This is a genomic window from Streptomyces sp. NPDC060000 (assembly GCF_042737375.1).
Classification (GTDB): domain Bacteria; phylum Actinomycetota; class Actinomycetes; order Streptomycetales; family Streptomycetaceae; genus Streptomyces.
Window position 1 is genome coordinate 1 of sequence record NZ_JBHWUU010000067.1, and the last position, 12,225, is coordinate 12,225.

The 12,225-nt window shown below is 69.2% G+C and carries 13 protein-coding genes and 3 pseudogenes; 11 read left to right on the top strand and 5 right to left on the bottom strand.

Annotated features, from left to right (window positions below; translation table 11 throughout):
• Positions 1-93: 93 nt before the first annotated feature.
• The 7 genes and pseudogenes from ACFWBB_RS30160 to ACFWBB_RS30190 all read left to right on the top strand — a co-directional run.
• Positions 94-267, top strand: a pseudogene (locus tag ACFWBB_RS30160) (PP2C family protein-serine/threonine phosphatase); the annotation flags it as partial.
• 39 nt (positions 268-306) lie between these two features.
• A complete protein-coding gene (locus tag ACFWBB_RS30165; RefSeq protein ID WP_385278698.1) occupies positions 307-1,194 on the top strand; it encodes a helix-turn-helix transcriptional regulator in 888 nt (295 codons plus the stop codon).
• 237 nt (positions 1,195-1,431) lie between these two features.
• Positions 1,432-1,677, top strand: a pseudogene (locus tag ACFWBB_RS30170) (ISAzo13 family transposase); the annotation flags it as partial.
• Between the two features lie 76 nt (positions 1,678-1,753).
• Positions 1,754-2,659 carry a helix-turn-helix transcriptional regulator gene (locus ACFWBB_RS30175; RefSeq protein ID WP_385278607.1) on the top strand — a complete coding sequence of 302 codons (906 nt, stop codon included), beginning with the start codon at positions 1,754-1,756 and terminating at the stop codon, positions 2,657-2,659.
• Between the two features lie 362 nt (positions 2,660-3,021).
• Positions 3,022-3,774 (top strand): enoyl-CoA hydratase/isomerase family protein, encoded by a 753-nt coding sequence (locus tag ACFWBB_RS30180; RefSeq protein WP_385278609.1) that lies wholly within the window; start codon positions 3,022-3,024, stop codon positions 3,772-3,774.
• A 760-nt stretch (positions 3,775-4,534) separates the two neighbouring features.
• The gene (locus ACFWBB_RS30185; RefSeq protein WP_385278611.1) at positions 4,535-4,738 is read left to right on the top strand and encodes a hypothetical protein; all 204 of its coding nucleotides are present in this window, start codon (positions 4,535-4,537) and stop codon (positions 4,736-4,738) included.
• Positions 4,735-5,217, top strand: a complete 483-nt coding sequence (locus ACFWBB_RS30190) for a hypothetical protein (protein WP_385278613.1) — start codon at positions 4,735-4,737, stop codon at positions 5,215-5,217. The genes ACFWBB_RS30185 and ACFWBB_RS30190 overlap by 4 nt, the downstream gene beginning before the upstream one ends.
• 101 nt (positions 5,218-5,318) lie before the next feature.
• Here the strand turns inward: ACFWBB_RS30190 and ACFWBB_RS30195 are convergent, their stop codons facing one another.
• The 3 genes from ACFWBB_RS30195 to ACFWBB_RS30205 all read right to left on the bottom strand — a co-directional run bounded on the left by ACFWBB_RS30195 (position 5,319) and on the right by ACFWBB_RS30205 (position 8,105).
• Complete coding sequence (locus tag ACFWBB_RS30195; protein WP_385278615.1) at positions 5,319-5,747, bottom strand: ester cyclase; 429 nt, start codon at positions 5,745-5,747, stop codon at positions 5,319-5,321.
• Positions 5,748-5,900: 153 nt separating this feature from the next.
• On the bottom strand, positions 5,901-6,965 hold the full coding sequence (locus ACFWBB_RS30200) for an alkene reductase (RefSeq protein WP_385278617.1): 1,065 nt from the start codon (positions 6,963-6,965) through the stop codon (positions 5,901-5,903).
• A 348-nt stretch (positions 6,966-7,313) separates the two neighbouring features.
• Entirely contained in the window at positions 7,314-8,105 is a 792-nt protein-coding gene (locus ACFWBB_RS30205) for an SDR family NAD(P)-dependent oxidoreductase (protein ID WP_385278619.1), read from the bottom strand.
• A gap of 260 nt (positions 8,106-8,365) precedes the next feature.
• Between ACFWBB_RS30205 and ACFWBB_RS30210 the strand changes: the two genes are divergently transcribed.
• The 4 genes from ACFWBB_RS30210 to ACFWBB_RS30225 all read left to right on the top strand — a co-directional run bounded on the left by ACFWBB_RS30210 (position 8,366) and on the right by ACFWBB_RS30225 (position 10,624).
• Entirely contained in the window at positions 8,366-8,983 is a 618-nt protein-coding gene (locus ACFWBB_RS30210) for a TetR/AcrR family transcriptional regulator (RefSeq protein WP_385278621.1), read from the top strand.
• Positions 8,984-9,113: 130 nt separating this feature from the next.
• A complete protein-coding gene (locus ACFWBB_RS30215; RefSeq protein ID WP_385278623.1) occupies positions 9,114-9,386 on the top strand; it encodes a hypothetical protein in 273 nt (90 codons plus the stop codon).
• Between the two features lie 83 nt (positions 9,387-9,469).
• Complete coding sequence (locus tag ACFWBB_RS30220) at positions 9,470-9,694, top strand: hypothetical protein (RefSeq protein ID WP_385278625.1); 225 nt, start codon at positions 9,470-9,472, stop codon at positions 9,692-9,694.
• Between the two features lie 435 nt (positions 9,695-10,129).
• A complete protein-coding gene (locus ACFWBB_RS30225) occupies positions 10,130-10,624 on the top strand; it encodes a lamin tail domain-containing protein (protein WP_385278700.1) in 495 nt (164 codons plus the stop codon).
• Here the strand turns inward: ACFWBB_RS30225 and ACFWBB_RS30230 are convergent.
• Both ACFWBB_RS30230 and ACFWBB_RS30235 read right to left on the bottom strand, forming a co-directional pair.
• On the bottom strand, positions 10,603-11,694 hold the full coding sequence (locus ACFWBB_RS30230; RefSeq protein ID WP_385278627.1) for a zinc-dependent alcohol dehydrogenase family protein: 1,092 nt from the start codon (positions 11,692-11,694) through the stop codon (positions 10,603-10,605). The genes ACFWBB_RS30225 and ACFWBB_RS30230 overlap by 22 nt on opposite strands.
• 139 nt (positions 11,695-11,833) lie before the next feature.
• Positions 11,834-12,217: pseudogene (locus ACFWBB_RS30235) on the bottom strand (cupin domain-containing protein); the annotation flags it as partial.
• Positions 12,218-12,225 lie beyond the last annotated feature (8 nt).

Here is a 12,225-nt window from a genome sequence, read left to right on the forward strand (position 1 = left end):
TCCACCCTCCAGCGCACCCTGCTGCCGCCGGCACTGCCGGTGGTACCGGGCCTGGAACTGGCCTGCCACTACGCCACCGCCTCCCCAAGGGACGTGGGAGGCGACTTCTACGACGTTTTCCCTCTGGACGGCAAGAGGTGGGCGTTTTTCCTCGGAGACGTGTGCGGCAAGGGCCCCGAAGCCGCCGCCGTGACCTCCCTGACCCGCTACACCCTGCGTGCCGCCGCCCTGATCGACCCGGACCCCGACAAAGTCCTCACCTCGCTGAACACGGCGCTGCTCCTCGACCCGGCGTGCCTGGACGGCGTGAGTACCGAGAGCGACATCCGCGAGTTCCTGGCCTCCCGCCGCGCAAGGATCACCCCCCAGCAGGCGGGCCTGCCCGCCTACGGCGGCAACCGGCGCGTGCCGGGCCTGCGCCGCGAAGAAGTCGCCATGCTCGCCGGCGTCAGCGTCGACTACTACGTCCGCCTGGAACGCGGGAACCTCGCGGGTGCCTCGGAGGAAGTCCTCGACGCCCTCGCGAACGCCCTCCAGCTCGACGACGCCGAACGCGCCCACCTCCACGACCTGGCCCGCGCCGCCGCCAAACGCCCCACCCGGCGCAAACGTGCCCGCGGCCCCCTGCCCGACAGCGTCCTGCGCGTCCTGCACTCCATGACCGACTCCCCGGCCTTCATCCGCAACGGCCGCCTGGACATCCTCGCCGCCAACCACCTCGGCCGCGCCCTGTACTCCCCGCTCTTCCCCGACCCCACCACCGCGACGGCCAACATCGCCCGCTTCCAGTTCCTCGACCCGGCCGGCCGCGACTTCTTTCCCGACCGGGACCAGTCGGTCAACACCACCGTCGCCCTGCTGCGCACCGAGGCCGGCCGCGCTCCGCACGACAGCGAGCTGACCGGACTCATCGGTGAACTCGTCACCCGCAGCGAGGAATTCCGCACCGCCTGGGCCAGGCACAACGTGCGCCTGCACCACACCGGCCGCAAGTCCTTCCGCCACCCCGCCGTCGGCGTTCTCACCCTCGACTTCGACGCCATGGAACTGCCGGCCCAGCCCGGCCTGACCCTCACCGCCTACAGCGCCGCCCCCGGCACACCCGAGCACGACGCCCTGCAGCTCCTTGCCACCTGGGCCGCCACCGAAATCACCGAGCACACCAGTCCCCCCGCCAGCCACCAGGACCGGTGAGCGCCGGGGCCGGGTTCCCTGCTCCTTTGAGCGGACCCCACGAGCCGATCACCACAGGAGCCGCCAGCCGGTCCGCACGATCGGTCGGCTCCGTTCAGCGCGGCGAACACCACATCCGGCCTCTCGGAGACGAAGTTGAAGTCGTCGATCCAGGGCACGCCGCTGGAGACCACCTGAGTCGATGCCGGGTCTACGTCCTTAGCGGGGCAGACGAGCTGACCGAACGCGCCGAGGATGATGGTTGAGCCGGACGTACGGGGTGACCCGAGGCCGCCGCTCGGGTGGACGGTGAAGTCCACCGCACCCTTGCACAAGAGTTGGCCTGGGCCGGGCACCGCGTCAGCGCCGACACCGACCTGCTGCGGGCGGAAGGCTCTCAGCCTGCAGGCCAACACCAAGACCATTGTGGGCAATTAGCATCCGGACCGCGACGCCCGGTTCCGCTATCTCAACGAGCAGGCCCGGGGACACCGGGAGCCAGGCAGGGGCTGATGAGCCTGGGTCCAGCTGGGCCACTCTGGGCCCCGCAGCTGCCCCGCAGCCCGTGAATACTAGAGGAATGGAGCAGAACGCCAAGCTGGGAGATTTCCTCCGTACCTGCCGGGCACGACTGAGCCCCGGCGAAGCGGGTGTGAATCCGGACGGTGGCGCCCGCAGAGTGCCAGGCCTGCGCCGCAAGGAGGTCGCGCGACTGTCCGGCGTGAGCGTGGACTATTACACCCGTCTCGAACAGGGCCGCCACCCCAAAGTCTCCGAGGCGGTACTGGACGCTGTCGCCCGCGCCTTGCGCCTGGACGACGATGAACGCGGTCACCTCTTCGACATCGCCCGGCCCCGCACCACCCGTGCCGGCAGTCCGCTGACACATGTGCAGCGTGTACGCCCAGAAGTCCTGGAGATGCTGGACCTCTTCAACGGTGTCGCACCAGCCTTCGTCGCCAACCACCGGCAAGACGTGCTGGCCGCCAACCAACTGAGCCGTGCGCTGGTCACCGACTGGGATGTGCTGCCGTATCGGGAGCGCAACTTCGCCCGTTACGTTCTCTTCGACCCTGCCGCTCGCGAGCTGTTCCTGAACTGGGACCAGGTCGCGAGGAGCGTCGTGGCCAAACTGCGTCTGGAAGCCGGACGCCATCCCGACGACGCCCTTCTCACCGAGTTGATAGGCAAGGCCCTCGTCAAGGTTCCGGAGTTCAGCGCATTGTGGGCCAGCCACACAGTGGCCCAGTGTTCCCACGGTACGCAGCGCCTCCGCCACCCCGTGGTCGGCGAGCTCACCCTGCATCACGAGTCCTTGTCCCTTCCCGGCGACCCGGACCAGACCGTGTACGTGTATACCGTCAAACCCGGTTCCGCTTCCGCACAGGCCCTCGGCCTCCTTGCCAGTTGGAGCGCGCCTGACGCCGCCCCGCGCGAAGACGCGTCACGCGACCTCCGGTTCGGCAGCGCGACGCTCCCGGAATGACCGGAGCACTCGAGGCCCGCCTGATCCAGGACAGGCCTACGGCTTCTCCCGCTCGTCCTTGTCCCTTCCCTCGAAGTTCGCGCCTTTCGAGCGGGTCCAGGACCGGGTGCGGTACCGGCGCCCTCCCGCCGGCAGGATCCTGCGGACGTGACTGCGGCTGACCTCGTCGCCCACTCGGGCCGGGACTCGGCGGCCACTGCGCCAAGGCGCTACTCCAGCGGTCCAGACCCCTGGGCAGGCCAGTCATCCGTCCTTCTGCACGGTTTTTCCAGAGAGGTGATCAAGTTGCTGAAGTAATGCCCCCATATATTTCATTTCCTTAAATATTTCCTATGCTCATCTTTCAGAGAGGTTCCGAAGATATGAGCCACTGGTCTGTGGAACACCACGGCGGGGTCGCCAAGCTGACCTTCACCCGCCCGCCCCACAACTACATCGACTTCGCCTCCATAGCCGACCTCGGTGACGTCCTCGAGCAACTTGCCCAGCAGACCGACCAGGTCAAGGTCGTCATGCTGACCGGTGGCGTCGATGACATCTTCGTAGGCGGCGGCGACGTCTCGGACCTCCAACGCGCAGGCCGAGGCGAAATACCCGACGGCATGCCCTCCTGGCTGCGCCTGACCCGCCTGCTGCGTGACATACCGCAGCCGACCGTCGCCGCCATCGGCGGGCGGGCGACCGGCGGGGGCAACGAACTCGCACTGGCCTGTCAGATGCGGATCGGGTCCGAGAAGGCGTGGCTCGGCCAGCCCGAGGTCACGCTCGGCATCACCCCCGGCGGTGGCGGCTCGCAGCGGCTGCCGCGCCTGATCGGCCCGGGCGCCGCAGCCGACGCCATCCTGCGCGGCAAGATCTTCACCGCCGATGAAGCACTTCGCCTCGGCTGGCTCAACGCCGTGCTGCCCGCTGACGGTTTCGTCGACGCCGCTGTCGCGTGGTGCCAGGAGATGGCCGACCTGCCGTCGATCGCGCTGTTCGCCTCTAAGCGGGTCTTCGTCCGGGGACTCGAACTCCCGCTGGAAGAAGGAATCGACTACGAGATCAAAGAGTTCCTCGACGTTGTGGGAACCAGCCCCGAGTTCGACGAGTTCATCCGTCAAGACGAGCAGTAACTCAGCCGTCGACAAGAAGCGTCAGGCTGCCGCCCTGACGGCAGTTGCGGTGGCAGCCGTGAGCGCACTCCTGTGAGACACCCCAGGCGGTCCGTGATGACGATCGCGGACCGCTCCGTGCCATGCATGGCGGGGCGACGAGGCCACCTTGGTCCAGCTGGACGATCTGCCGGAGCATGCCTTCAAGGCGCTCCCACAAGGCACGCCCTCTCCCTACTCCCCAAGCCCGTGCCTCCGGGTAGGGCTACGGCTCCTCCCGCCAGCCGTCCCGCCAACTCGTTCAGTGCGGCGGGGTCAATCTGCTCCTCCTCGTCCCGCAGGACCATGAGCCGCTTCGATGGCAGTGACAAGCCCGTGCACCTGATCGCGGTGGAGCACGCCTTCCCCCAAGGCCCCGCGATGCCGCGACCTCGGGCCGGGGAGCCGGCCGGGGCGTTACGAGACCCAAGCCGGAGGCCGCAGGGATGACCAACCAGATCGCAGACGATCTGCCCCTCGACTGGAATGCCCTGTCCTGCGCCAGCGACAGCAGCTCGCGGTCTGGACCGCCGAACCAGGCACCCCTCCCGCTCAGCCCTGCGCCACCTCACCTCCTGGGCCGCGACCACCTATCGCTCCACAACCGATCGGTAGGACGTGACTGCCACAGTTTCCGCGGCAGTGCGGACAACGGACAGCCGCAATCCCTGTCCATAACTGCGTCTACAACCCTGACCGTGCCCTGTGCCGCACGCCCTCCGGTCCCGCCAAGGCACCGGTCATGGCCGACTGCCAGCCGATGGCCTGTCGCAACGCCGCCCTCACCGCCGCCAACCGGCAGGCCCTGGAAGGGCATATCGCCGCCTTGGACACCACCCTCGCCGACGGCGACCGCCTCGCTCCCTACGTACGCCACCGCCTCCAGGAACAACGCCGCGAGACGGCCTCTTTCCTCATCCACCACACCCCGGAGCCCACGCTGTGAAACGCGCTCTGCCCGGCGCCGACACCGTCAAGGCCGCCATCGACACGGTTCTCGACCAGGCCGCCGCCACCGGACGGCGCCCCACCGTCAGCGCCGTCGAGCGGCACCTCGGCATCCCGCACGCCACCTTCCACCGCCACTACAGCGACCTGATCGACACCCACTTCCGCCCCCGCATCCCGGAGACCGCCCCGCCCGCGCTCGGCGAGACGACCAGCGAGCGGACGGAGACGAACCTGCACAGGCTGCGGCAGGAGAACACCGACCTGCGACGCACCCTTGCCCTGTATGAAGAGGCCATCCGGCAGCTCACCCTCGAAAACGCGGCTCTGCGCCAGGGCGCCACTGCCCGTCCGCGCCCGGCCAGGCCCCGTACAGAGTTGAGGTGCGTCCGTTCGGTGCCGTCCAACGCGCGGACACGGCGTACTTTCGCCGGACTACCGCGTCGACGAGCTCCTCAGCCTGTACACGCGCAGTAGTCCGTTCCGGGGCTGCACGAGGGAGACGAAGCGGAACTACATCACGGACGTCTGCCTGTTCCTCAACTTCCTGTGGCTGCGCGGGAGGGTCTGGACTCAGCTCAGGACTGCAATTGGGCGAAGAGCGTCGCCAGGTCGATGAGGCCCCAGTGGTCGGTGAGTTTCCCGTCGGCCACCTTGAACATGCGGACCTCCAGCACCTTGATCGACCGGCCGGTGGCGGGAGTGCCGTTGAAGGGCCCGGTGTTCGTGCCGGTGAGGATGAAGCTGATCGCGAACCAATCGTCCTCGGCGACGACACGGACCGGCGTGGCGGCGAAGTCGGGGACCGCGTCGAGGAACGACGCCAGCACCGCGCGGGTCTCCTCGAGGCCGGTGGCGGTGCCGTCGGCGGCGTGGTTGCGGAAGTCCGGCGCGTACAGGGCGAACAGGGCGTCGAGGTCACGCAGGTTGACGAGCTTGACGTACTCATCGGCGAGCCGGTGCAAGTCGGCGGTGGACGCTTGGGTTTCGGCGTTCGAGGAGGACATGTGCTTCTCCAATGTGGATGGACGGAGCGGCTCCGCCCCGGTGATGGACTGTGGAATCGGGTCGAACTGGCGGGTTGGGCGAGCAGGGTCTGGCGATGGCGCCGGGCAGCGGCTGCTTCTTCTCGCGGAGGCGAAGCGCCCGGCCGGGGTTCGTCAGGCGGTGTGGGTGGGGTAGTCGGTGTAGCCGGCCTCGCCGCCGCCGTAGACGGTGGCGAAATCGGGGGTGTTCAGCGGCGCGCCGGTGCGTACACGCTCGACCAGGTCGGGGTTGGCGAGGGCCATGGTGCCGACGGTGATGACGTCGGCGATGCCGTCTTCGATGTCCTTGCCGCGGGTGGCGATGTCGGTGCCGGCCCGGTTGAGGAGGAGGGTGGTCGGCCACAGCTTGCGGAGGGTGTGCAGGAGTTCGTCGTCGCCACCGTGGTTTCCAATGTGCAGGTAGGCGAGGTCGAGGGGGGCGAGGGCGCGGACGAGGGCGGGGTACAGGTCGTGGGTGTCGTTCTCGGCGATGTCGTTGAACGGGTTGCCGGGGGAGATCCGCAGGCCGGTGCGGCTGGCGCCGATCTCGTCGGCCACGGCGGTGGCGATCTCGACGGCGAAGCGGATGCGGTTGTCGATGGAGCCGCCGTAGCGGTCGGTGCGCTGGTTGGTGTTGTCGGCGAGGAACTGGTGCACGAGGTAGCCGTTGGCGCCGTGGATCTCGACGCCGTCGGCGCCGGCCGCGATGGCGGCAGCGGCGGCGCGCCGGAAGTCGTCGACCGTGGTGGCGACCTCCCCGGTGGACAGCTCGCGCGGTACCGGCATCTCCTGGAGCCCGGTGGCGGTGAACATCTCGCCCGCCGGCTGGACCGGCGAGGGTGCGACCGGCTGCCGGTGGTGGGGGGTGTTGTCGGGGTGGGACATCCGTCCGGCGTGCATGAGCTGGATGATGATGCGTCCGTCGGCCTTGTGTACGGCGTCGGTGACCTTGCGCCAGCCGGCGATGTGCTCCTCGGAGTAGATGCCGGGGGTGAGCAGGTAGCCCTGTCCGTCGGCGTTGGGCTGGGTTCCCTCGGTGATGATGAGGGCGTGTGAGGCCCGCTGGACGTAGTACTCGGCGTTCAACTCGGTCGGCACGCCGCCCGGCGTGGACCGGTTGCGCGTCATGGGGGCCATCGCAAGCCGGTGCGGCAGGGAGATCTCACCGACGGTCGTTGGGTTCCACAGGGCGTTCGACATGGATGTTTCCTCGAATGAAGGGTGAGAGAGATGCGGTGCGGGTTGGCGGAAGTACCGCGTACGCGGTGATCGGCCCGATCGGCCTGATGGGCCCGGGTCCCTCCACCTTGGAAGGCAACTGCGCGGAGGGGCGGTCGACGGGGCGGACGGGCTTGCCGCGCACATGACCGCCGCCGCTGCGGTGCCGGTCCCTGGCTGTTCGGGTGGGCGAGGGGAAGGTGGCGAGTGCGTCGGTCTTTCCCCCATGCCGCATGACGCATCGGTCGTGTGGGCGGCAGCGGCAGCGGCAGCGGCTGTGCCGTTGTGACAAAGGGACTCCCGCACGGGAGTCGGGAGTCGGAGCGGTGGTCAGCCGCAGTAGCGGTCGGCCGGGACCCGCAGTGACAGGTTCGGGACGAGCGTCTGACGTGCCTTCTCGAACGACTCCCAGTCGCTGATGTCCGGCAGCGACAGGATGGTGATGGGTTCCCCGGCGTCGAGGCCGGCGAGCGCCGCGTCGACGGCGTCGTCCACGTTCATGACGATCTCGTCGGGGAACGTCGCAAGGTCGACACCGGAGCCGTCCCAGAGATCCGTGCGGACAGCGCCCGGCAGCACGGCCTGCACCACGACGGGGCTTTCAGCGAGTTCCTGCTGCAGGGCCTGGGTGAACGTCAGCACGTAGCTCTTGGTGCCGCTGTAGACGGCGCTGACGGGCAGGATGTTGAGAGCCATGGCAGAGGAGATGTTCACGACCGTGCCGCGCCCGCGGGCCGTCAGCCCCGGCAGGACCGCGATGGTCAGCCTGGTCAGCGCTGTCACATTGAGGCTGATCAGCGCCTCGTAGGCCGCCGCGTCGGAGCCTGCCAGCGGCGTGAGCAGCGCACCGCCGGCATTGTTGATCAGCACCTCGATGCTTTCGTCGGTCCGAAGGCGCTCCTCGACCACGGAGATCTGCGCCGCATCGGTGAGGTCGGCGGCGACGACGTCCACCGCACGGCCGGTGCGGCTGCGGATGTCCGACGCCAGGGTCTCCAGCCGCGCGGCGTTGCGGGCCACCAGGATCAGGTCGTAACCCCGGTGGGCGAGTCGCTGCGCATAGGCGGCACCCAGGCCGGCGGACGCGCCGGTGACGACGGCGGTCTTGATCTGCGTGGTCATGGGGGATCTCATTTCTGGTCTCGCGGATGAGTGGGCCAGTGCGTCGGCCCGCTTTAGATTACGATAACTATCTAACGACGTTCGGTCAATGGCCCGCGACGCCGTCGATCGCCGCCCGCGACCGGAGCCCGGAGCGGGCGCACGAGTTCCTCGTCGTGCGGTGGCGGGGAGAGGGGTGTGGAACAAGGGCGCCACTGCCGGCGGCCCGACACTTCGCGTACGATAGATACACTCAATTATCTAACGTGAGCAGGTGGCTGATGAGTCGCGTTTCGCAGGCGCAGGCGCTCGAGAACCGCAGGCGCGCGGTCGCCGCGGCCTCCCAGCTCTTCCGGGAGCGCGGCGTGAACGGCATCAGCGTCGCCGATCTGATGAAGTCCATCGGGCTGACCACGGGCGGCTTCTACAAGCAGTTCCCCTCCAAGGAGGCCCTGGTGGCCGAGGCGGCTCAAGCCGCTTTCGGGGACCTCGACGTACTCCTGGCAGGGTTCGACACGACCCACGGCGATCACGACACCGCGCGCGGCGCCCTCGTCGACTTCTACCTGTCGGCCGAGCACCGTGACCAGCCCGGCACCGGGTGTCCCACCGCGGGATTCGCGGGGGACATGGCTCGCGAGCCCACAGCCGGAGAGTTGCGCGAAACGTACGCGGCCGGAGTCCAGGAATTCGCCGCATGGATGTCCACCGACGCCGACGACGGCCTTCCCATCGTGGCCACCCTGGTCGGCGCCATCCTGCTTGCCCGGGCCACGGCGGGCACAGAGCTGTCGGAGAAGATCCTGGAATCGACCCACGATGCCCTGACCGCACCGCACGGGCCTCGGCCTGGAATCCTGGGGACAGGGGCTGAGCGACGGGGACTCGACGTCACGTAGGTAGGCAATCCGGATCCCAGCAGTTCGCGGTAGCGGTAGCCCTCCGGCCATGTCGGAATGGGCAGCAACAGCCGGATGACCTGCCATTTACGGAGGACCCCGCCAGGCGACTGTCCTGCGGGGATACGGCGTGGACTCTGTCGGCCTGCTCGCCGAACTGCCGCCGGCCACCGTGCAGCGCATCCTCGGAGGCCGCGCCGGACGCCTCGCCGCCGATCGCGCCCGCGGCATCGACCCCCGCCCCGTCACCCCACGATCTCTCCCCACCTCCAGCAGCGTCAGCCACACCTTCCCCCGACAGACCCTGGACGGAGCCGAAGTCCGCGCGGCACTCCTCGAGCTGGTCGGCCAGCTCGGACTGCTGCTGCGCCGGCGCGGGCAGGTGGCCCGCGGCCTGGCCTGACGCTGAAGTTCGCCGGCGGCCCCTCCTGGGAGAAGACGCGCCGCCTGCCGGAGGCGTCCGCGCACGACGACGACCTCAGGACCGTGGCGTACCGGCTCATCGATGCCGCGGGCCTCCAGCGAGGGCGCCTCACCGGACTCGTTCTCCGGGGCGAGGACCTGGTCGGGGCCGACCAGGTCGCCCAGCAGATCAGCCTCGACAAAACGCGCGAGGACCGACTGGTCGCCGAAGAGGTCAGCGACCGCATCCGCGACAAGTTCGGGCCCGGAGCGATCGGCCCCGCCGCCACGCGCCTGCGGGTCTCCTGAACGTCCGACCCCGCCGCGCGGAGACGGTTTTCCTGAGGGGCGGCAGGTATGGATGGACGTCATGATCGCTTGTGCTGACCAGGATGGCGAGGCGGCGAACGCGGTGGGCTGTTACTCACTTTCGGGTGACGGCCCGTGCGGTGTCGGGGTGGCATGGTGTGGCGGCTGCGGGGGCGGGGCCAACTCCTGCACGGGGGCGGGATCGTGCTGGGGCGTCAACATGGGGTGCAGTGGCATACGTGGATGAGGCAGTCGAGAGTCACAGAAATATGGGCAAGCAGTAACGCAGTCCATGTTTTCTACCCAACTCCTGCGTGTGGTGGGCAGGGTGTGGGTGTGCGGCCAGTTCGGCCGTCACCCGCACACCGCACCGACTCCCACGGCGGCCGGAAGGCCGCTTGTGGGGGAGCGGTGCCTGTACTTCTGGGGGACTTCTTGTCCGCTTCTGCTTCTGTCACCGCCCGTCGTCTGGCCGCAGCCGCGCTCGCGGCCGGCGCTCTGGTCTCGGTGGCGGTGCTGCCGGCGTCCGCTGCCGACCACGCCCGCCCGCAGCGCCCGAAGGTGGAGATCTCGGCGGTCCAGTACGACTCCCCGGGACGCGACGACCGCTCCAACCGGTCGCTGAACAAGGAGTGGGTGGACGTCACCAACACCACCCGGCACACGGTCAACCTCGACGGCTGGACCCTCGAGGACGCCTCCGGCCACACCTATACGTTCGACCACTACCGCCTGGACGGCCGCGCCACGGTCCGTATCCACACCGGTGAGGGCCGCGACACCGACACCGACCTCTACCAGGACCGCCGCAACTACGTGTGGAACAACGACCGTGACACCGCCACCCTGCGCAACGACCACGGCCGCTTCATCGACGACGAGTCCTGGGGCCGCGACCGCGACCATCGTCACGGTGACGCCCGCCGCTGACACCACACACCAGGAGCAGGCGGCTGACCATGCCACCCGCCCGCACACCTGAGACGACGGCGCGCCCGGCCCGCAACGGCCCGGCGCGCCGTCGGCGCCTTGATGGCGCGGCGCTCGTCCATGGCCTGGTAGCCCTCGGCGACCTGCGACAGCGGGAGCTGGAGGTCGAAGACCTTGCCCGGGTTGATGCGGCCGGACAGGACCCGGTCGATCAGGTCGGGCAGGAACTGCCTGACGGGGGCCGGGCCGCCGCGCAGGCCGACGTGGGAGTGGAACAGCTCGGTGCCGCCGATCTGCACGTCGTGGGGCACGCCGACGAAGCCGACGTTGCCGCCGGGGCGGGTGGCGTGCAGGGCCTGCTGCATGGACTGGGCGCTGCCGACGCACTCCAGTACGCGGTCCGCGCCGATCCCGCCGGTCAGTTCCTTGATCCGGGCCACGCCCTCATCGCCGCGCTCGGCGACGATGTCGGTGGCGCCGAACTCGCGGGCCAGGTGCTGCCGCGATGCGTGGCGGGACATGGCGATGATCCGCTCCGCCCCGAGTTCCCTGGCGGCGATGACCGCGCACAGGCCCACCGCGCCATCGCCCACCACGGCCACCGTGTCACCGGCCTGGACCTGGGCGGCCACGGCGGCGTACCAGCCGGTGCCCATGACGTCGGAGCACGCCAGCAGGCTGGCGATGTGCTCCTCGGCGGGCAGGTCGGGGGTGGCGACCAGGGTGCCGTCGGCCAGCGGGATGCGGATCTTCTCGGCCTGGCAGCCGCCCGCGCCGACGAACTCGCGGTGCAGGCAGTTGGTCTGGTAGCCGTTGCGGCAGTTCGGACAGGTGTTGTCCGAGGCGAAGAACGAGCCCACGACGAACTGGCCCGGCTTGATGCGAGCGACCTCGGCGCCGACTTCCTCCACGATGCCGACGTACTCGTGCCCGAACGGCACTGGCTCCTCGACCGGGTTGATGCCGCGGTAGCTCCACAGGTCCGAGCCACACACGCAGGTGGCGACCGTGCGGATGACCGCGTCGGTCGGCTTCAGGATCTGCGGGTCGTCACGCTCCTCGAAGCGCACGTCGCCGGGGGCGTAGAGACTGCTCCGCGCATAGTGAGGCTGCCTTTCTGTGCTGTGCACAAGGTGGCTCCGTGTCCCGGCCCAGGCAAGAGCCGGCCGAGGAATCGAGGGGCTCGGGGTCAGGGGGTGCGGGGCTGCGGCGCGGGCCGGCGTACTCGGCGTCGGTGACGTGCTTGAGCCAGTCGACCTCGTCGGTCTCCCACAAGGCGATGTGGACCATGAAGTGGTCGGGCGCGGCACCGTGCCAATGCTCCTCGCCCGGCGGGGTCCAGACCATGTCGCCGGGGTGGGCTTCGAGGATGCCGCCACCCCGGGACTGGATCAGGGCAATGCCCTCGACGATGTAGAGGGTCTGCCCCAGGCCGTGGGAGTGCCAGGCGGTACGGGCACCGGGGGCGAAACGGACCGCGTTCGCACGGGCCCGGGAAGGCTCCTCGCCTCGGTAGATCACATCGGCCCAGGCATCGCCGGTGAACATATTCTCCGGCAGCTTCAGCGTCGGCTGCTTGCTCAAAAGCTCCATGGTCGTTC